Origin of the sequence: Lentihominibacter sp. (assembly GCF_046951855.1) — a bacterium.
GTDB lineage: Bacteria > Bacillota > Clostridia > Peptostreptococcales > Anaerovoracaceae > Lentihominibacter > Lentihominibacter hominis.
Map to the genome: position 1 here is coordinate 23391 of NZ_JBKTXS010000015.1, position 20935 is coordinate 44325.

15 protein-coding genes and 1 riboswitch are annotated in these 20935 nt (G+C 41.2%); of the genes, 2 read left to right on the forward strand and 13 right to left on the reverse strand.

The annotated features are described in order from the left end of the window. Window positions 1-13: 13 nt before the first annotated feature. Window positions 14-718 (reverse strand): SanA/YdcF family protein, encoded by a 705-nt coding sequence (locus ACLR96_RS05650; protein ID WP_243206880.1) that lies wholly within the window; start codon window positions 716-718, stop codon window positions 14-16. Between the two features lie 326 nt (window positions 719-1044). On the opposite strand from ACLR96_RS05650, the gene ACLR96_RS05655 reads away from it, so the two are divergent. Beyond that, window positions 1045-2115, forward strand: coding sequence for a branched-chain amino acid aminotransferase (locus tag ACLR96_RS05655; protein ID WP_177270848.1), 1071 nt, complete (start codon window positions 1045-1047; stop codon window positions 2113-2115). A 166-nt stretch (window positions 2116-2281) separates the two neighbouring features. Further along, window positions 2282-3649, forward strand: coding sequence for an MATE family efflux transporter (locus ACLR96_RS05660; protein WP_177270849.1), 1368 nt, complete (start codon window positions 2282-2284; stop codon window positions 3647-3649). On the opposite strand, the gene ACLR96_RS05665 is transcribed toward ACLR96_RS05660, so the two are convergent. From ACLR96_RS05665 to ACLR96_RS05720, 12 genes are all read right to left on the reverse strand, one after another. Further along, window positions 3636-4634, reverse strand: coding sequence for a helix-turn-helix domain-containing protein (locus ACLR96_RS05665; protein WP_412265410.1), 999 nt, complete (start codon window positions 4632-4634; stop codon window positions 3636-3638). The genes ACLR96_RS05660 and ACLR96_RS05665 overlap by 14 nt on opposite strands. Window positions 4635-4893: 259 nt before the next feature. After that, window positions 4894-5586, reverse strand: a complete 693-nt coding sequence (gene dapD, locus ACLR96_RS05670; RefSeq protein ID WP_177270851.1) for a 2,3,4,5-tetrahydropyridine-2,6-dicarboxylate N-acetyltransferase — start codon at window positions 5584-5586, stop codon at window positions 4894-4896. Window positions 5587-5630: 44 nt separating this feature from the next. Further along, the gene (dapB, locus tag ACLR96_RS05675; protein WP_177270852.1) at window positions 5631-6350 is read right to left on the reverse strand and encodes a 4-hydroxy-tetrahydrodipicolinate reductase; all 720 of its coding nucleotides are present in this window, start codon (window positions 6348-6350) and stop codon (window positions 5631-5633) included. 25 nt (window positions 6351-6375) lie between these two features. Continuing rightward, on the reverse strand, window positions 6376-7251 hold the full coding sequence (dapA, locus tag ACLR96_RS05680) for a 4-hydroxy-tetrahydrodipicolinate synthase (RefSeq protein ID WP_177270853.1): 876 nt from the start codon (window positions 7249-7251) through the stop codon (window positions 6376-6378). Window positions 7252-7327: 76 nt separating this feature from the next. Continuing rightward, window positions 7328-8161, reverse strand: coding sequence for a diaminopimelate epimerase (gene dapF / locus ACLR96_RS05685; protein WP_177270854.1), 834 nt, complete (start codon window positions 8159-8161; stop codon window positions 7328-7330). Window positions 8162-8237: 76 nt separating this feature from the next. Beyond that, a complete protein-coding gene (lysA, locus tag ACLR96_RS05690) occupies window positions 8238-9500 on the reverse strand; it encodes a diaminopimelate decarboxylase (RefSeq protein ID WP_177270855.1) in 1263 nt (420 codons plus the stop codon). Window positions 9501-9724: 224 nt separating this feature from the next. Next, window positions 9725-9901: riboswitch (Lysine riboswitch) on the reverse strand. A gap of 263 nt (window positions 9902-10164) precedes the next feature. Further along, complete coding sequence (locus ACLR96_RS05695) at window positions 10165-11808, reverse strand: amino acid permease (protein WP_177270856.1); 1644 nt, start codon at window positions 11806-11808, stop codon at window positions 10165-10167. Between the two features lie 104 nt (window positions 11809-11912). Further along, the gene (locus ACLR96_RS05700; RefSeq protein WP_177270857.1) at window positions 11913-13538 is read right to left on the reverse strand and encodes an amidohydrolase; all 1626 of its coding nucleotides are present in this window, start codon (window positions 13536-13538) and stop codon (window positions 11913-11915) included. A 131-nt stretch (window positions 13539-13669) separates the two neighbouring features. After that, the gene (gene abc-f / locus ACLR96_RS05705; protein WP_177270858.1) at window positions 13670-15157 is read right to left on the reverse strand and encodes a ribosomal protection-like ABC-F family protein; all 1488 of its coding nucleotides are present in this window, start codon (window positions 15155-15157) and stop codon (window positions 13670-13672) included. 365 nt (window positions 15158-15522) lie between these two features. After that, entirely contained in the window at window positions 15523-16890 is a 1368-nt protein-coding gene (locus ACLR96_RS05710; RefSeq protein ID WP_177270859.1) for a Sapep family Mn(2+)-dependent dipeptidase, read from the reverse strand. A gap of 2 nt (window positions 16891-16892) precedes the next feature. After that, the gene (locus tag ACLR96_RS05715; RefSeq protein ID WP_177270860.1) at window positions 16893-18521 is read right to left on the reverse strand and encodes an amidohydrolase family protein; all 1629 of its coding nucleotides are present in this window, start codon (window positions 18519-18521) and stop codon (window positions 16893-16895) included. A 182-nt stretch (window positions 18522-18703) separates the two neighbouring features. Next, window positions 18704-20869: a M28 family peptidase gene (locus tag ACLR96_RS05720; protein WP_177270861.1), complete on the reverse strand. Its 2166-nt coding sequence runs from the start codon at window positions 20867-20869 to the stop codon at window positions 18704-18706. Window positions 20870-20935: the final 66 nt, after the last annotated feature.

Below are 20935 nucleotides of genomic sequence, written 5' to 3' on the forward strand. Positions count from 1 at the left end.
AATCATACTCCCATCAATCTGAAATAGGTACGGCGTCTCCTAAAAATGTAGGCTGGGGTTTGAATATCCATTTTACAAAATCCTTATCCCGTGCCATCACTTCCCTTACCTCACGTTTTTCCTGTCCCGAATATGTGTACTGATCAGAAGCCGCTCCCATCGCTTCTATCCCCATTCTCTTACATCCATACAAGGTCCGGTAGAGATGATAAGTCTGAGTCACTACAATCATACTGTCCACTTTGAAAATATAATTCGCTCTGTAGACAGATTCATATGTGGAAAACCCCGCATGATCAAGAAAAATATCTTCTTCTGCAACTCCCGCCTTCATAACATAGTTTTTCATAGCCTGGACCTCGTTATACACCATCTGCCCATTATCACCGGAAAGCAAAAGCTTAGGCGCTACGCCCTTATGATACAAGTCTATCGCTGTATCCAGCCTGTCTTCCAAAATAGAACTTGGAGTTCCATCTGCATTTACAGAAGCCCCAAGCACCAGTATACAGTCAGGCTCTATACTCTTCATCTTGCTGATTTCCTGATCTGTAGCAGTATCATCAGGCTGTTCGAACACTGCGGCTATATCAGACTGAGTGCTTTTGATCACGTAAAAATTCAGTCCTATGATAACGATAACTGAAATTATAATTATTTTTATCAATGTAAAAAGCACCCTTGACGGCATGCTCTTCTTTCTATCTTTTCTGCTCATAACTTTTTTATTATATACGGTTTTTATGTGATTTTAAAGAAATAAAATATTTTTTACATCTTTTTCAGCAGCTTCGCAATTATAATGCGAAATTATCTTTGTCATACGATTCCCGACTGCTGACTCACACAATTTTTTCCTTTCATGACTGTCAAAGAAACCATTTTGTTTATTTTCATAATTATTTTTTATTTTTATTGTTGATTATTAACAATTTTAGTGTTATATTATTGTTGAATTATTGGACTTTCCAATATTTTTATTGTAAAATAGAAAACATAAAGAACAGCTAATTAAAAATTTTTTATATATAAAAGGAGAATGTCATGAAATACGATTTTACAATTACGAAAAATCCCAATCCAAAAACAAAACCTGATCCCAATACTCTGAGATTCGGTACTAAATTTACCGATCACATGTTTATCATGGAATATGAAGACGGCAAAGGCTGGCACGACGGAAGGATCGTTCCTTACGGCCCTCTTTGTCTGGATCCTGCCGCTGTTGTATTCCATTATGCTCAGGAAATGTTTGAAGGGCTCAAGGCTTACAAGACTCCTGCCGGCAAAGTTCAGCTTTTCAGACCCGACATGAACGCCAAGAGAACCAACAAAACCAATGACAGACTCTGTATTCCTCAGATAGACGAAGATCTTTATGTGGAAGCTATAAAAGCTCTTGTAAAAGTTGATGCTGACTGGATACCACAAAAAGAAGGCACCGCTCTTTATATAAGGCCCTTTATCATTGCTGACGAAGCCTTCCTTGGAGTTCGCCGCTCAAAGCACTACAAGTTCATCATAATTTTGAGTCCCGTAGGCCCTTACTATGAAGGCGGTCTGACTCCTACCAAAATTTATGTAGAGGATAAATATGTAAGAGCTACAGATGGAGGCACAGGTGAAGCAAAATGCGGAGGAAACTACGCTGCCAGTCTGAAAGCCCAGGAAGAAGCCCACGAAAAAGGCTATGAACAGATATTATGGCTGGACGGAGTGGAGAGAAAATATGTAGAAGAGATCGGTACGTCAAACGCCTTTTTCATGATCGGCGACGAAATAATAACAGCGCCTCTTGACGGAACAATCCTCCCGGGGATAACAAGAAACTCCGTTATCGCTCTTTTGAAGAAAAAAGGAATAAAAGTATCCGAAAGAAAACTGGCTATCGACGAAGTAGTAGATGCTTATAAAAACGGACAGTTCAAGGAGATGTTCGCATCCGGTACTGCTGCTGTTATTTCTCCTGTAGGAGAGCTTTGTTACAAGGGTGATTCCATGATAATCAACGGCGGAGGAATCGGGCCTGTGGCTCAGGAACTCTATGATACGCTTTACGGGATCCAGACAGGAACAGTAAAAGACGATATGGACTGGACAGTAGAAGTTAAATAAACACATCACAAAATCAGCTGCCTGTATTGTATCGGTATAGGCAGCTTTTTTAATGCAATATATCAAGCTTTTTGTTTCAGCATTGACTTTATCTAATGCTTAGGTTATAGTACATGCTTAATATCATATCCCAGATAAATTTTGAAGAAATAAACGGAGAGCATAAATGAAAAAATACAACAATACTTTTCTCGAGGGGCCCATCCTCTCTTCTCTTCTCAAATTCTCACTGCCTGTTCTTCTTGCCTTGATCCTCCAGTCCCTTTACGGAGCTGTGGATTTATGGGCAGTAGGCGTTTTCTGCAGTCCTGCCGACGTATCCGCAGTCTCCACAGGAAGTCAGACAATGCTGATCGTCACAGGAATAATAACCGGCCTCTCAATGGGTACCACTGTATTGTTAGGCCAGACTATAGGAAAGAAAGATTTCTGCATTTCAGCTAAAGTAATTTCTGCCAGCATATGGATATTCGCAACCCTTGGTATTTTTCTGAGCATAATAATGCTCTTCGCAGCCCCTTCTATTGCGATACTAATGAATGCCCCTGCAGAAGCGCTGGAAAAGACCATCCATTATATACAGATCTGCGGCGCAGGCAGTATTTTCATCGTCGCTTACAATGTGATAAGCGCTGTTTTCAGAGGAATGGGAAATTCGAAAGCGCCGCTTCTCTTTGTTGCCATAGCCTGTGCAGCAAATATTTTGGGTGATATTATTCTTGTAAATATATTTAATATGGGTACAGAAGGAGTTGCTATTGCTACTATCGCTGCGCAGGCTATCAGTGTTTTATCTTCCATGATACTGATTAAACGGACAGGGCTTCCTTTTCCCTTCACTAAAGAAGACTTATATTTTGACAGATCCACAGCATCTGCTATCATAAAGCTCGGCTCCCCCATTGCTCTTCAGGATATGTGTAATGAGACATCTTATCTAATCCTCATAGGTTTCGTAAATACTCTGGGTGTTACTGCTTCTGCCGGTGTAGGCATAGCTGAGAAACTGGTAATGTTCATGCTTCTGATACCTATGTCTTATATGCAGTCAATCTCTGCTTTCACAGCTCAGAACATTGGAGCAGGTCAATACCTAAGAGCAAGAAAAGCAATGTGGACAGGTATGATGACTGCTGTCTTTTTAGGAGGAGTTATGTCTTTTATTTCCTTTTTTCACGGAGATTTGCTTTCAGCAATATTTATAAGGGATTCCGAAGTTATCGCTGCCTCATCCGAGTTTTTGAAAGCCACATCTATAGAATGCTTCATTCTATCTGCCGCTTATTGCTTTACCGGATATTTCAACGGCATGAGCAAAACTGCTTTTGTCATGGCCCAAGGGCTTTGCGCTATTTTTCTGGTGAAAATACCTTACGCCTGGTTCGCCAGTAACAAAGCCCACCCGCAGCTTTTCCAGATAGGTCTATCCACTGTTTTTGCCGCCCTGTTTACTCTTCTCGTATGCTTGCTGTATTATATCCACAGACAGCGAAGACACCATACAAGCGAGAAAACAAAAGCTATCTCTTTCTAAGCATAGCAGCTATACCGCAGACGGCTGCAAAGAATACTCCGGCACACGGCCAGATAATCCAGCTTATATCCCACCTGCCTGTAAGAAAGCTGACGCCCAGATAAACAGCCGTAACAGTACACCAATATACTTTTGACAAATTATCATTGCGTTTTTTTTCAATCTTTTTTTCAGGAGAATAATCCCCTTCACCAAGAAGTTTCTCATATCCTTCATGTATCGTCCCTGCCCACACAAGAAAAAATACACCTATAGCCACCATCATAAGAAGAACAGCCGTACAATAAAAATACATGCTGTCAGAGGCATGAAACATGACCGCTGCAAACAGAGGTACCGCACATACGATACATAACATAACCCCTACGGTTATGAACCGCTTATAATCAGGCTCAAAATCATTCTGCTTTTTTCTCACAGCCTCTTCAGTTCTCTCTGTCAACGCTAAAGGCTGCGTCTGGATATATTCAAACTTTTCCAGTTTAAGGCCCCATGTTATGAAAACACTTGCAGCTGCCGCTATGATAAGAAGCAGAGCAATCACTCCCGCTGCAGCTGCAGAATCTTCATGCATAGTGAGTCGGCTGCTTTTCACCAATCCCATGAGAATCAACAGTATTACAGGAGAAAAAATACAGGCGGAAACACCTGCCGCGATCTTCTTTGACGCATTTTCCACCAGCTGGATATAAGCATTTGCCTCTTCTTCTGTAATTTCTTTTATGAAATACTGCTGATGTTCCTCATATAAAACGGAAGTGAGGCTTCCTTCATATAGATCTTTTTGCTCATTTTCATCTTTAAGAAGAAAATCTGTACTCACACCGAAAATTTCGCTTATTCTTATTATCTTATCCAGATCCGGAACAGATGCTGCACTCTCCCATTTTGATACAGACTGGCGAGAAACATCCAGCCTTGACGCCAGTTCCTCCTGAGACCATCCCCTTTGCTTTCTTAAATCCATAATCTTTTCCGATAACATTCCATTTGCCTCCTGGTAATTGGTTCTTTACTTCACAATAATGTCTCTTCCTGCTTAAGCTAATGGTATGATAGCAAAAAAGCCTGTTGCGTACAACCAAGGTCACTTTGAAATATGTCAACTGGCGGTTGCATCACAGCTGCCTTGGCCATTTTACACAATTTACTTCTTATCCTGCCATAAAAAACCGGCCTCCGAATCATCAGAATTCCTATCTGATACTTCAAGGCCGGTTCATTATTCATTGTCTTTATATAAATTACAGCTTCCTTAAAAGATCCACTATCTCAAGTTTTTCTGCATCGGTGTCAGCTGCATCTTTGATAATTCTTGCCGGCACGCCTGCTACGACAACACCTTCGGGAACATCATCCACGACTACAGCTCCTGCAGCAACTACAGCTCCCTTTCCTATACGGCAGCCTTCAAGTACAACAGCATTGGCGCCAATCACCACATCATCTTCCACTACAACGGGCTGAGCACTCGGGGGCTCGATAACTCCTGCTAAAACAGTACCTGCCCCAATATGACAGTTCTTTCCCACTGTAGCCCTTCCGCCGAGAACTGCACCCATATCAATCATACTGCCTTCACCGATGACTGCTCCGATATTAATTATAGCTCCCATCATTATTACTGCATTATCACCAATTTCAACTTTATCTCTGATAAACGCACCCGGCTCTATTCTCGCTTTGATATTTTTCATATCCAAAAGAGGTATAGCCGAATTCCTGCAGTCATTTTCTATGACATAGTCTTCTATTTTTTCTCTGTTTTCATCCAGGATTCCCTTCACCTGTTTCCAGTCTCCGAACACAATCTTATCTCCACATCCGAATACCTTGCAGCCCTGAAAATCCACAGGACTTTTTTCTTTTACATAAACTTTAACCGGAGTTTTTTTCTCCGCATTTCCTATAAACTCTATTATTTCTCTTGCTTCCATCTTTGGTATGTTCTCCTCCTCTTTTGTTTTACATCCGAAAATTTTTATTTCTGCAAGCCGAACAGTACGTCTTCCATATTATAAAGTCCCGCCTGAGCTGAAGCTGCAAATTCAGCGGCCTTCAACGCTCCTGCAGCAAAAATTTTCTTGGAACCTGCAGTATGCTTTATCTCCAGTATCTCGTCATTTCCCGCATATATAACAGTATGCTCTCCTGCTATGGTGCCGCCTCTTACTGCATGCACACCGATTTCTTTGCCGCGTTTTCTATTGCCGTCTCTTCCGAAAACATGTTCATAATCATTTTCCTCATCAGCCGCAGCCAAAAGCATCTTGGCAGTTCCGCTCGGCGCATCAAGCTTTTTGTTGTGATGCTTTTCTATTATCTCTATATCAAAAGAATCCTCCAAAATAGGAGTTATCTCTGATATCACTCTCTTCATAACGTTAATTCCCAGTGAATAATTAGCAGAAAACACTACCGGAACCGATTCGGCAAGTTTTTCAATCTGCTTAATCTGCTGTTCTTCATAACCTGTAGTGGCAATCACAGCAGGACAGCTGTGATTCCTGCAATATCCATCCAGCATCTCCAGATTGGCAGGATTGCTGAAATCTATGATAACATCGATCTCCTTCAGTTCATCAGGAGTCTGTCCTTTCAAAGGTTCTATAACTCCTGCCAGTTCAAAGCCTTCCTTTTCTTCAGTCATCTGAGCAAGCACATTTCCCATTGCGCCGCCGCCTAAAATAGCTACTTTCATATTATTATTCCCTTTCATTGATTTTTTAAAACAAAGCCAATTTTTCCATTTCAGTCCTTAAAACAGCCTTCGTATTATCGGCCATAGGACATAGAGGCATTCTGTATCCTCCCACATTGAGACCGGCCATATTCATGGCTTCTTTTATAGGAATAGGATTAGTCTCAATAAACAGAGCATTGATAAAATCAAGATATTTTATCTGCATATCCCTTGCTTTTCTGACATCCCCGTCGAGATATGCTCTCACCATTTCATGAGTCTGTCGGGGCAGTATATTAGCCAGTACGGAAATCACGCCCATGCCTCCCACAGATAAGATCGGCACATTTATGTCATCATTTCCCGAGTACATATTGAAGCCGTCGCCTATGAGCTTCGCGAATCTGCTTGCCAGCGCCATGTCTCCGCTGGCCTCCTTTACACCTACTATATTCTTATGTCTGCTGATTTCTTCCATTACTTCATACGGAATATTTATGCCTGTTCTTCCCGGAATATTGTAGATAAGTATAGATGTTTCCACAGAATCCGCAATCTGAATAAAGTGTTTTACAAGACCTGATTTACTGGTCTTATTGTAATACGGGGAAATCACCAACAGAGCATCAGCTCCCATTTTTTCATATTTTAAACTTTTCTCTATGGATTTTTGAGTATTATTCGAACCGCTACCGGCAATAACAGGAACCCTTCCTTTTGCCCTGTCAAGAACAACCCTCAAAATCTCTTCCTCCTCATCGGCTGTCAGAGTCGGTGTTTCCGCCGTGGTTCCAAGTACCAAAATCCCGTCGGTTTTCTGATCCACATGCCAGTCTACCAAATCGCCCAATCTGTTGTAATCAATGCTTCCGTCTTCCTTAAAAGGAGTGATCAGAGCCACTATAGATCCTTGCAACATTTGTGTGTCTCCTTTCTGTCGCTGACTGCGATTGCACAGCATAAAGTTTACATATATTACTATATTTTTATCCGGCTCAGTAAAACTTCCCATCCAATATTCTGACAGAAGGGCCTTCCATATACACATTGCCATCCTCAGCTATGCTTATACTCAGCTTTCCCAATTTAAGGAGAACATCCGCCTGCTTTCCGCATCGTCCCTGCATATTGGCAACCAACACAGAAGCACATGCGCCGGTTCCACACGCCAAAGTCATCCCAACGCCGCGCTCATATGTCTTCACTTCCAACGTCTCATGATCCACCACTTTTACAAAATTCACATTTGTTTTTTCTTTAAATACAGGATGGTTGCAGATCTCCTCCCCAAGTTTGGGAATATCCGCCGATTCAAGATTATCCATAAACACCACTGTATGAATAGTCCCCATAAATAAACTGTTTATCTCTATATCTGTTCCATCGTCCAGCGTAAGATTTCTGAGAAGATAGTTTTCTCCTTTAAAATCCACTTTTATATCATCAGAAGAAAAGAGAGGTTTTCCCATATTTATCTTAACCCTGAAAGGCTCCCGGCAAGTCACTTCCACTACCATATCCCCGGCCAACGTCTTAACAGAATATGAATCCTCCGTCGCAATACCCTCTCTCTTGCAAAAATGAGCAAAACACCTTATACCATTGCCGCACATCGGTGCCCTGCTGCCGTCACAGTTAAAGAAAACCATTTCCAGAGCAGGATCTTGCCTTACAACTATCATTCCGTCAGCACCTGCGCCTGTACTGATATCACACATCCTCACCGCCAATTCCGGATAATCGGAGGGTCTGATATGTCTCGAAAGCTCACGTTCCTTTATTATCACAAAATTGTTTCCGCAGCCGTGATATTTTGAAAATAAAATCATTAACTTACCTGACCTTTTCTGTTATCTTATTTAAATCCTATCATTAAATCACTTTAAGAGCAACTTCCGAAAATCCTCATACTTCCAATCTGTATTGATCTTCATAAGTTTCCCGTTTTATTATCAGTCTGGCCTTCCCGTCTCTGGCAAAAACCACTGCCGGCCGGCCCAGCCTGTTGTAATTGCTCGCCATGGAATACCCATACGCTCCTGTAGAATAAATTGTCAATAAATCGCCTGTTTCCGCCTCAGGAAGCATTATATCCGCAATCAATATATCTCCCGACTCGCAGTTTTTACCTGCTATACAATATGAAATCTGAGGCTCTTTTGAAAACTTTTCCGGAAGCACACACGTATATTCTGCATCATACAGCGCATGACGGATATTATCACTCATACCTCCGTCCACAAAAATATAATTCTTATCTCCGCTTTTTTTCATATCTCCTATTGTATAAATAGTATATCCTGCCTCTCCCACCATAGCTCTTCCGGGCTCAGTTATAAGCTTGGAGATAGTCACACCGCTTTTTTTCAGAGCTTCCTCTGCATATCTGACGAGGTTGGCGCACATCTGTCCAAGAGGAACGGGATCATCTTCTGCTACATATTTTATACCGAATCCCCCACCTATGCTCAGCTCCAAATTATCAAGACCTTTCGATCTCTTCATCTCCGCAAGAAATTCTATCATAGTACCAAGAGCTTTTTCAAAAGATTCTGCATCTATTATCTGAGATCCTATATGGCTGTGAAATCCCGCCAGCCTTATATACGGGCTCTCTTTCAGAGTGTCTATTACATTATAGATATGTTCTTTGTTTTCTATATATATCCCAAACTTTGAATCCGGCTTAGAAGTCATTATGTATTCATGTGTATGCGCTGATATACCCGGATTTATTCTCAGCAGAACTTTAGTACTTCTCTTCCTCTTCTCTGCCAGCCCAACAAGACGGTTACATTCCATCACATTGTCTATAACAAAATATCCGATCCCGGCATCAAGTGCCATTTCTATCTCCTGATCGCTCTTATTATTGCCGTGAAAATAGACTTTATCCATACCTACGCCAGCCTTCATAGCACAATACAGCTCTCCACCGCTGACTACGTCAAAACCTATCCCCTGCGCCGCCAGAAGTTTGAACAGCGCCACTGAAGAAAAGGCCTTGGAAGCATACACCACCTCAGTATCAAATTTGTCTGAAGAAAAATTTAAGACTGCATCATCTGCCTGCTTCATTATCTTTGCTTCATCGTAAACATAAAGAGGAGTACCGAATTCATCTGCAAGACTTCGGCAGTCTACTCCTCCAATCCGTAAAGTTTCCATATATTATTTCTCCTGTTGTTTTAAATTTATAGTCCGGTTGCTGCCTGACATCTCTGCATCAAAAACTGCCTGCTGACCTAAAGTTTAAGATACTTTAGACCGCTTTATGCCTGCTTTACAGTCTGTTTTTCGGCATCCCAAAAGACAGATACTTTCAGCTAAGCTCTCCTGTATGATAAAAAGCCAGCAGGGGCATACCTTACTGACTCGCAGAACCAAGATCATATAAGGATAGCACAACTGCCGTGACCATAACGTCTAAGCAGACAGTCATATGGCTATTAGCCATATGCCCACCGGAACCTCACGCCTGAAACACCGGTTCGGCGGAGTCGCCTCCGAGTAAGTCACTGCCTGCCGGCTACTCATCTCTTCATCTGGTCCGCACCTCTATCAACTATTATTTCTGTAAGTATACTAAATATTAAGCTATTATGCAAGGCGCTTTTATTGATATTCAGCGATATCATAAATAACCGCTCTCGTTTTAACTTTAATAAAACGCTATCTATGAAAACATTTACCTTTTTACAGAATTTTAAATTCCCTTATACAAAGCATTGATTCTATTCTAAAATATATTTTGCTGTATTTCGCAAAAATAACAGTATGATAAAAACAGACCCGGAATAAATCCGAGTCTGCAAAAATATTACTGCAAGTATCAGTCTTTAGGTATAGGATCACATTTTTTTCCGACAATCAGGAACACAATTCCCAGTACAAGCATTATCCCGCCGCTCCATCTTGCAATATCTATCATGAGCCAGAAATTACTCATGATTCCGGAACCATACATATCAAGATAATATGCAGGTCCCCAACCTCCTTCATACCAAACGAGGAAGAAAGACCCGATCAGACAAACAGCGCCAAACAACAGGAAGAAAAATCCGAATCGTTCTATATCGCCTACAGCCAACTTAGTTTTAGGATTTATCGGATTGTTTTCAGGATCTTTCTTATACAATCCTCCATATATCCATTTACAAATAGGATAGAATACCACGGCCGCCAGAATAGCGATGAAGCCCAGCAGAAAATATTCAGTCCCGTTTACAAAGAAACTGATGACACCTATTATCAGCGGCCCCCCACAGATATATAAAGGCGCCAGTTTGCTCTTCACATAATAAAGATTCCCTCTCTTTTCTACAGGATATTCTTTTCTTATCTTAACATAAGCAAAAGCCAATCCTACATAAAGAACAAACAGTACCGGTGAAAGAATCGTAACCAGTATCTCAAAATTAAGGTTTACGAGAATCATGTTAACTACAGCTACGAGAACTATAGGAATTACAGGTACTCTTCTATTAGGTGACAGCTTGGAGAGGAACTTCGGTACAAGATTATCCTGACCCATAGGGATAAAAGATCTTGAAGCCGATGTTATAAGAGCATTGAATATGGAACATTGAGCTATCACAGCTGCTATCATAAACAGCGCACCTGCCCAAGGAGCTATATTTACCGAAAGCACTGATGAATAATCAAGGCTTACTCCCCATTCACTCCATGGACCTACAGATACGATACCTGCCAGTGTCGGGAGTATGTAGCTCGCAGTGATGATAACAATAGCAATCTTCATTCCTTTAGGAATGATCTGCGGATTTTCAACTTCGCCGCCCAAAAATGAGATAGCTACATATCCGCAGTACATCCATACACCTATAGCAAGACCTGTTCCCCAGCTGGAGAATGCATTATCCCCCTCAACCATAAACGGTGTGAAAGGATCGTTTTCCCAGTGTATGAGACCTACTACTGTTACCGCCGCAAAAGCAATCAGGATTATAATACAGAATATTGTACTTGCGATACTTACTTCCTCAAGGCCTCTCAGGTTTATAATCATAAACACAAGAATAAACACCGCTTTGAGAAGGAATGCCGTAACAGGTGTAAGCGGCACATACATGCCTATGTAATCAACAGCCAGAACTACATATGCAGGACCTGTAAGGAAATTTGCCAATCCCATCCAAAATCCCATGGAAAATCCCCAGAACTCTCCAAAAGCCATCTTTGACCATACATAAGGCCCGGCATCTACCGGAACAAGATTCGAAAGTTCCGAACAGTAAAGACCAATAGGCATCGCCCAGAGAATCGGGATCAGCACAAGAAGCAGCAATGTAAGCCCCGGTCCTGATGATGAAATCATAGACTCAATACCAAAAGCTCCGCCGGCACACGCACAGTAGATAAAGAAAACCATAGTCGACAGCGCAAAATGTTTCTTTTTCATACCGGGCGTGGCATCTGTCAATATCTGTCCACCCGTGTAATTAACTTTTGACATAATCTTTCTCCTTTCATAAAATAAAATAATAATGATAATTTCTCGCCTCCTTATATTAAGGAAGCATATATACAGCCAACTTGGCTTGTATTTTCTCTATGCACTTATGCACTATATGTAGTTACTCCATCCATAATAGTCTCACAGACTTTCACCTCATAAATCCTTTCCGGCGGTATATCAAGAATATTCTCTTCAAGAATAACAAAATCAGCGTATTTGCCTACTTCTATGGACCCTATCACATCTTCCATATGCATCTGATAGGCATTATTGATAGTAAACCCTTCAATGGCTTCCCTCACCGTAGTTACCTCATCCGCCGGCTCCAGTACCGGAGCATCCGGCTGGCCGTACATCTTCCTTGTAGCGCACATCTGTATACTCCTGAGCGGTTCCCTGCCATACTCATCAACAGGGAAATCACTGCCCAGCGCCATTTTTGCTCCTGAATCTATAAGACTTCTCATACGAAAAGTCTCATTATTTATATGACCGAGAACTTTATCCATAAGAGGGTTTCCATACATCCATACACCTGTCGAATTTGCGATTATATTATATTTCCCAAACAACGGAATATCCTCAGGAGCAATATACTGAGAATGTGAACAAGTTATTCTGCAGTCATCATATCCCGCCTGACGGATAGCTTTCGCCATAGCTATTACTGACTTAGCCGCTACATCTCCGATGGCATGCATATTTACATCCAGTCCGGCCTTTGCCGCTTTCAGTCCGGCCTTTGCCGCCTGTTCTTCGTTCATAAGAGGCTTCACAACAGATCCATCCTCAGGATAAGGTTCGCTTATGGCAGCCGACCTGCTTTCCATCGTTCCGTCATTTATAATCTTCAAAAAATTCATTCTGAATCTGTCATCATTATACTTTTCACGAGCCTTTATAAGAGCTTCAATCCGCAAATCCACCAGATTCTGATCCTCAACATGACATGTACAGCCTACGAATCTCTGAAGATATCTTCCGCTGCTCCTTACAGCATCCAGCGCCTCATAATACTGTTTTTCCAGATAAGCATACATACCCATATCAGCGGTCCCTGTAACGCCCATAGACGCATAATCGGCTGAATTTTCCGCCATTATATTCACAACGCTTTCTGCATCGAAAAAGTCGATCTTAGTCATAATCATGGCTTGGGATCGTCCTTCTACCACATGTCCGGCAGGATTTCCTTCTTCATCTCTTGAAAAATAATGAAGTCCCGGAAGAGGATCCGGAGTATCTGAAGTAATTCCTGCCTCTTCAAAACATTTGCTGTTTGCCCATGCTTCATGACCTCCGCTTCCTAAAAAAAACATCGGTTTATCCGGGCATATATTATCCAGAAGCTCTTTTCGAGGCCCCTTTTCATCAAAAAGCCATTCGGCATATCCCAGCCCAAAATACGAACTGCTCTCAGGATGCTCCTCTACGTATCTTTTTATCTGCATGAGACATTCATCGAGAGTCCAGTCTATATCGAATACAATCTGAGACAGAACATGCGCCGCCATAACGGGATGGCAGTGACCATCTATAAACCCGGGCAGCATCATCTTTGTCCCAAGATCGCGGATTTCGGTTTTATCATCGCAAAATGCGTCAGCTCCGGCTCTGTCTCCTACATAGATAATCTTGTTTCCCTGGACTGCAACCGCTTCTGCCCATTCCTGCTCTTTGTCCACTGTGAATATATAGCCGTTTACATACAGTTTGTCTGCCTTCATTATGCCCTCCTTTTTGCGAATATTTAATCAGCATTAATTTTTAAAAAATTTTAACTTTTTAAAAATTATAATACCTCTTGTAGGGGCTAAGTCAAGATGTTTTTTAAATATTCTTAAAAAAATTAATATTTCTAAACTCTTTTAAGCTCTATTACTTTTGTTGCCACATTTTCGCAAAATGAAATATCATGTTCCACAAAAACCATTGTGGGTCTGCAACGTATAAGCACATTTTCTATCTGCATACGAGATATGATATCTATAAAATTCAGCGGCTCATCCCAAATATAAATATGGGCTTTTTCACAGAGACTTCCAGCTATGGAAACCTTTTTCTTCTGCCCTTGACTGAACTGACTGATGTCTTTGTAAAACTGTGCTCTTTCCATCCCCATTTTTATCAGAACAGACTTAAAGATACTCTCGTTTATCCCGAGATTCTCTGCATATTCGCTCAAAGATCCCTTTAAATGCGAAGTATCCTGAGGAACATAGGAAATTTTCAGTCCTCGGGCCTTGTATACATCACCGGTGTAGGTAATGCCCCCACCGTTTATCAACCTGAGCAGACTTGATTTTCCGCTGCCATTTCTTCCTCTGACAGATAGTCGCTCTCCCTGTCTCAAAGACAAATTTACATCGCCGCATACTGTTTTCTCTCCATAAAGTAATGAAACATTATTCAGCTCTATAAGTCTGCTGCTGCTATTAATAAGCGTTGAAACAGACAGAACTTCAGTCCTCTCGATATTATGAAGAAGCTTTGACTTTTCTTCGGCAGCTTTCTGCCGTCTCATTTCTGCAGACTTCGATCGCTTCATCATTTTAGCGGACCTATGCCCCACATACCCTCTGTCAGCCTTAAGACCTGCATTCTTCGTGCCATATTTACTCTTTTCAATTTTATCTGACCACACAGCAGTTTTCTTAGCCGATGAAGAAAGCCGTTGAATATCCTTTTCCAACCTATGATTTTCATTGAGTTCCATCTGATCCTGCCTGCATTTATTTTCATACCATGATGAAAAGTTTCCTTTCTGTATCTGAATATCCGCTTTATTTACAGAAATAATATGATCCACACACATATCCAGAAGTGTTCTGTCATGAGAAACAACAATAAAGCCTTTCTTTTTACAAAGATATTCTCCTACTATTTTTCGGGCTTCCGAATCAAGATGATTGGTAGGCTCATCTATCAACATAAAATTATTCTGTTTCAAAAATAAAGCCGCAAGAAGAGCCTTGGTCTGTTCTCCGCCTGACAGCGACGAAAAAGAGCGATACATCACTTCTTCATCAATCTTCAGCAGTGCAAATTCTCTGTACAGCTCCCAGTCCATACACTCAGGGGCAATCTCTCTTAAAACATCTATGGTATATTTATCTTTATCATCCACATCATAAGGGAAATAATCAAAACAGACACTGCTTTTTATCACTCCTTTGTACTCGTACCGTCCCCGAAGAAGATTCAGAAATGTTGTTTTTCCTCGGCCATTTCTTCCGATAAGCCCCAGTTTCCAGTCTGTGTCAATTTGAAAATCCACATCCTCAAAGATCAGATCAAAACTGCCGTCATAAGAAAAAGTCAGGCCTGCTACATTTATCAAACTCATAAATATTCCTCCTTATTCACACAAAAAAAAAAGAGCTACAAGAAAGTAGTTTCTCATAGCTCAAAACAGCTCAAAATTCAATTTATTTTATTGACCCGAGTATTAAGTACAAAATCTGCTGATACACCTATCATATCCGGCAGCAGATTTTATCACATTCCGTCAACACCGCAAACCGATATCTCCCATGTTATAAAAAGCTTTGCTAACTTTCATGCAAACTGCAGACAATACCGCAAAAACGATATGACTGCTCATATATAAATTATTTGCAAGAAAAGTTATACATCCTTTCACCTCATTCTCAGATTTGTTTAATATTATATCAAATAGCTGTATCAAAATCAACTTCAGAATCCATTAGATTACTTAGCCAGCCTGTAAAGAGCTTCTGCATAGATCTGAGCGGTCTTAAACAGCCAGTCTGAAGAAACAGATTCATCTTCTACATGAAACTGCAAAGGTTCACTCTGCAAAGCCATTCCATAAGGCACAAAGCCTTTCATTATTCTGGCATACGATCCGCTGCCGTTTGCATACGGCATAGAATCCATATCACCGGTTTCTTCTCTGTATACTTCTATCAGAGTTCTTGCAGGTTCACTTTCGGGATCTGTATAAAAGCCCTCTATGAAATGTGTCACCTCCATAGACATGCCTGTGCCTGTTATGGATTTTTTTATCCTATCAGACATTTCTTCTATCCCCAGCGAAAGAGGCAGTCTCGCATTAGACGAAACAGACAAAATTCCATCTTCATAATCTATGAGCGCCACATTATTAGTAGTCACCCCAGTCTCATCCCGCACACAAATACCAAGCCCCTCTCCGGTGACATCCCGACACAGAAGCTCCGGTAATTTACCGATAGTGCGGCAGATATCATGAGGCTCAAAGCTTTGACTTGCTATGTTCTCTATTAGCTTAGCTATGGCGTTTTCTCCCTGCCATGGAGTTGACGCATGAGCCGAGACTCCGTTCTCTCTTATGGTTTGAATTATATTGCCATCTTCGTCTGCAAACACAGCTTCTGCCCAAGTCGGAACCACATTCAGCGCATCTCCGCCTTTTATACTTTTAAGAATCCGTCTTTTCCCTACTGATTTCACCGCTTCTCCATCTATAGAAGATTTTGCTGTAAGTTTTGTGTTGACGAAATGTTTTTCGGAAAAGCATATAGGAAAATACGAATCAGGAACGATACCACAGGATGGAATACGTTCAGCGTTCTCCAGATAATGACGCAGACACGGGAAGCTGCCGCCTTCCTCGTTAGTCCCGATTATCTGAATTATATTCCGGCTGAGAGGAAGGCCGCTCTCCTTTATGGCGAGAGCAGCATAAAAGGCTGCTATAGTAGGCCCTTTATCGTCTACCGCTCCGCGTCCATATATCCTTCCTTCATGTATTTGCCCGCCGTACGGATGATATGTCCAGTTTCCGCCTGCCGGAACAACGTCAACGTGACCTATAGTTCCGACCGCATCGTCTTTGTCATCTCCGAATTCCAGTTCGCATACCATATTATCATAATTGACAGACCTGAATCCCTTAGACTTACCAAGTTCTATCATAAATTCCATGGCTTTTTTCGGACCTTCTCCGAAAGGAGCTTCCTCTGAACAGTCCTCAGGATTTTCTTCTGTAACAGATTTTATTCTTATAAACTCCTGAAGCTTTTCCGTCATCTCATCTTTGTAATCCTTTAATATGTTTTTTAATTTTTCGTTCATATTTAATTATCCTTATATACGGTTTTACCATCCATCACTGTTTCACAAATCTTTACCTTATGTATCTCTGATACAGGGATATCAAACAGATTCTTTTCCAGAATCACCAGATCTGCATATTTCCCCGGCTGTATAGATCCAAGTTTATGATCCATATGCATTTGATAAGCGTTATTTATCGTATAACTCTTTATACCGTCTTTAACAGAAAGTTTTTCTTCATAAGGTTTGAGCACAGGAAGTTCCGGATGATCAAAAAGCTGCCTGCTACATCCCATTTCTATTCCTTTAAGTGGCTCTCTGCCAAACTCGTCTACAGGAAAATCCGAACCCTGACCCATACGGCATCCTCCCGCTATCATTGTCTTAAGCCGAAACGTATGATTCTGTCTGTCTCCAATGACTTTCTCCATATCAGGATTTCCGTAATGCCAGACACATGTAGTATTGGCAACCACATTATATTTACCAAATAGCGACAATTCTTCATCCTTCACATAATCACAATGAGAGTTCACTATACGGCAGTCATTATATCCGGCATCTCTCACAGCCCGAGCCATAGCCAGCGTACCGCTTATAGCTTCATCTCCTATACCGTGAACATTGATATCCAAACCTTCTTTCGCCGCTTCAACACCTAATCTGGCTATTTCCTGCCTGTCAAAAAGAGGATATACCATCGATCCATCTTCATCATAAGGCTGGCTTAAAGCCGCAGATCTGGTTTCAAGTGTACCATCGTTTATTATTTTCAGAAAATGTATTTTGAATTTATCGGAATCATATTTTTTCCTATACTCTCTCAATCTCGGCATGACGATATCTACATCTTCTTTCTCGGCTACCATACGGCCGCATCCAAAGAATCTCTGTTTATAAGTTCCCTTTTCAATCATTTCAGGAATTTTTCCAAAATAAACTTTAAGACCAAATTCAGGCGATCCCATATCACAAGTAGACGTAACCCCCATCGAAGCATAGCCATCAGAATTTTCTTTTATAACTCCTTCTATTTTCCTGTCATCAAAAAAATCCACTTTATCCATTATCATGCTTTGTGTGGAGATTTCCAGCAAATGCCCCGTAGGATTCCCTTGAGCATCTCTGTGAAAATAATGAAAACCCGGTATCGGATCAGGAGTCTCTTTTGTTATGCCGGCGATCTCAAGAGCTTTTGTATTGACCCAAGCTTCATGAGCGCTGCTTCCCAATATCATCATAGGTTTATCAGCACAAATATCATCCAGCAGCTCTTTTTTAGGTCCGGTTTCATCAAATATCCATTCTGCATATCCTATTCCAAAATATGTCTGATTGTCCGGATTCTCTCTGACAAATCTGCGTATTTCCTCAAGGCATTCTTCAATGCTCCATTCCACCTGAAGATATACTCCGCAGAGATAATGAGCCGCCATCACAGGATGGCAATGACCGTCGATAAATCCCGGCAGCATCATCTTGCCATTCAGATCACATATCTCTGTATTTTCTGCACGAAAGATCTGTACGCCGGCATTGTCACCAACATAAATTATTTCATTACCTCTGATGGCCACAGCCTCAGCCCAATCATCATTTTCATTAACAGTAAAAATATTACCGTTTATATAAATTTTATCAGCTTTCATAGAATCCTCCTTCTTCATATAATATATTACAGGCTTAATAGGTTTTAAACAGAATTTTTATTTATTATATTATCCTGCCCTCAGGTATGGTCAAGCCGTATTTTATAATTATTTTAACTGCAAAATTGCCGAATCCCCTCATATTATTCCGGATTCGGCAATTTTCAACGGCAGCATTGCAGTTATTTGAACATGTCTGTTACTGTCTTCATTGCCGCCATCTCCTGATCACTGTATGTCTTCACATAAGGCAGCAGTTTGTTAAGCTGGTCTTTATAGGTCTTTATCGCACCTTCATAATCAATATCAGCATTCTCATCATCAGCCTGTCTTACTAAGTCATATGTGGTCTCGCCTACATAGCATACGGGAATCATTCTGTCAAGCGCCCAATACGCTTTGTTATCAGATAACTTTTCAGGATCATACTGAGCTATAATATCATCGCCGACTCTCTGGTCGAAAAGATAATAAGCATAATCTTTTTCTCCATTCAATGTCCATGCTATATCAAGAGCTCCGGATTCCTCATCTTCAGCATAAAGCTCCTCTTGCTCTAAAGCCGTTATCATTCCCTCCAGAGAAGAAATATTAGCATCAAGATTAGGATGTCCTGTATATACATCTACATCATCTGTTTTAGTACATTCTTCCTGTATGATTTTGAAAGCCTCCAGTGTTATTTTGTTGAGAGCTGCGCCTTCCTCTCTGAGCTCTTCTATGTCCTTATCAGATGCGTTCTCCTCTACGGCTTTCTCATATCTATCATTCAGATCTGCGATTTTATCATTATGATTTCCTGCCGCCTCTTTAAAATCTTTCAGAGAATCCATATATGCCGCTGTATCAACTCCGGCCTTGTTCGCTATCTCTTCATCAAAATTTTCCTCAAGATCACTGCATGCTGTCTGGATATCAAGCTCCAATGCCGGCATCTTATCAATATATATAGCGAAAGCCCCGTACCAGTTGAGATTTGTTTTCATGGTATCTTCATGCCATGTATCTTTATCATCTGAAGACGTATGATATCTCTGCTGCATGAATGTATCGTCTTCAAATCCGTTTATCAAATAAGGAACCCCATGCCATCTGTAAGACACACCATCCTCCATAACATTCACAGAACCTGCTTCCTCTGAAACTGTCACATCTCCCGAAGTCGCAACAAGACCTGATTCGCTTACCATCTTGTTTACCAATGTTCCAAACTCAGGCACACATGCTATATTAAGTTTGTTCTCCTCAACTTCAAATGCCGGCAGTTCACAGTTTAGAAGCGCCAATGTTTTTCCTGACCATCCCAGATCAGCTTCATGCATCATGCCCCATGCTCCGGTTGTATAATCGAACTGAGAATCTGTAACGCCCCATTCTTCTGCTCCGTGAGCCACTACTACAATATCGTTTTCAGGAGTATAATCAGAATCTATAAGCGCCTTTGCTACTGCAAAATCCAGAGCAACAGCAGCCGAATCATCCTGGAATCCATACCAATATTTATCATAATGGCCTGCAACAAGAATCTGTTGATCCGATGATTTTCCTTTTATCTTTCCCACAACATTATAAGTCGTTCCTGTTCCCTCTTCCATGACTGCATCAACCATCAATGTCGCGTTGCTGTTCCCATCTTTTATAGCCTTCTGTATATCTTCTGCCTGGTTAGGGCTTATTGCAACTACAGGCATAAGGTCAGCGCAGCAAACATCCTGTACATTTACAGTATCATCATTAAGCTCTCCGTATCCGCCGGTAGAATAAGTTACAATAGCAACCGCCCCGTTTACATAGGCCTGTCTTATATAATTATCTATCCATGCTTCATTCCACTGATCTACTCCGGCAAGCGCTATCTTTCCTGATACATCTTTACCTTCATAGTCAGCTTCAAAACCTGTTCCTACATCTACGATCTCCGCTGTTATCCCGTCGGCATCAGTACCGTTGCACTGATATGACGCAGGCATAAGATCTATATCAGTTCCCTCGATCGTCAGCTTTGAATCGTTGAACTGAAACTTGTCCACTGTAGTGGCAATTTTCTCTACATCTGTAAGCCCAATCTCTTTCATCTCTTTTTCAAGAAAATCAGCGGTCTTGTGTTCTGCATCAGAACCGGAAGTTCTCCATCCCAGTTCGTTGTCCCAGTATTCTTCATCATACGCCAGTGTTTCAGCCAGATCATATGCATACTCCATATCTATGCTGTCGATATAATTTTGTACATCAGCCTCTACAGACAAATCAGAGTCTACCTTATTGTCCGAGCCTCCACATGCCGTCATAGAAATAACCATTGTGAGTGAAGCTGCCAGACAAGTCAATCTCTTAAAGCCTCTTCTCATTATTTCACTCTCCCTTCAGTTAAATGAATTGAATTTTCTGATTAATCCAACTTTACATTAAATTAG

Excerpts from the sequence above, each read along its gene's own strand:
- ACLR96_RS05720 (WP_177270861.1), bottom strand. The coding sequence starts at position 20,869 with ATGAGAAGAGGCTTTAAGAGATTGACTTGTCTGGCAGCTTCACTCACA.
- ACLR96_RS05700 (WP_177270857.1), bottom strand. The coding sequence starts at position 13,538 with ATGAAGGCAGACAAACTGTATGTAAACGGCTATATATTCACAGTGGAC.
- dapA (WP_177270853.1), bottom strand. The coding sequence starts at position 7,251 with ATGTTGCAAGGATCTATAGTGGCTCTGATCACTCCTTTTAAGGAAGAC.
- dapB (WP_177270852.1), bottom strand. The coding sequence starts at position 6,350 with ATGAAAGTAGCTATTTTAGGCGGCGGCGCAATGGGAAATGTGCTTGCT.
- abc-f (WP_177270858.1), bottom strand. The coding sequence starts at position 15,157 with ATGAGTTTGATAAATGTAGCAGGCCTGACTTTTTCTTATGACGGCAGT.
- ACLR96_RS05660 (WP_177270849.1), top strand. The coding sequence starts at position 2,282 with ATGAAAAAATACAACAATACTTTTCTCGAGGGGCCCATCCTCTCTTCT.
- ACLR96_RS05650 (WP_243206880.1), bottom strand. The coding sequence starts at position 718 with ATGAGCAGAAAAGATAGAAAGAAGAGCATGCCGTCAAGGGTGCTTTTT.
- ACLR96_RS05665 (WP_412265410.1), bottom strand. The coding sequence starts at position 4,634 with ATGTTATCGGAAAAGATTATGGATTTAAGAAAGCAAAGGGGATGGTCT.
- lysA (WP_177270855.1), bottom strand. The coding sequence starts at position 9,500 with ATGGAAACTTTACGGATTGGAGGAGTAGACTGCCGAAGTCTTGCAGAT.
- ACLR96_RS05695 (WP_177270856.1), bottom strand. The coding sequence starts at position 11,808 with ATGTCAAAAGTTAATTACACGGGTGGACAGATATTGACAGATGCCACG.
- dapF (WP_177270854.1), bottom strand. The coding sequence starts at position 8,161 with ATGATTTTATTTTCAAAATATCACGGCTGCGGAAACAATTTTGTGATA.
- ACLR96_RS05715 (WP_177270860.1), bottom strand. The coding sequence starts at position 18,521 with ATGAAAGCTGATAAAATTTATATAAACGGTAATATTTTTACTGTTAAT.
- ACLR96_RS05655 (WP_177270848.1), top strand. The coding sequence starts at position 1,045 with ATGAAATACGATTTTACAATTACGAAAAATCCCAATCCAAAAACAAAA.
- dapD (WP_177270851.1), bottom strand. The coding sequence starts at position 5,586 with ATGGAAGCAAGAGAAATAATAGAGTTTATAGGAAATGCGGAGAAAAAA.
- ACLR96_RS05710 (WP_177270859.1), bottom strand. The coding sequence starts at position 16,890 with ATGAACGAAAAATTAAAAAACATATTAAAGGATTACAAAGATGAGATG.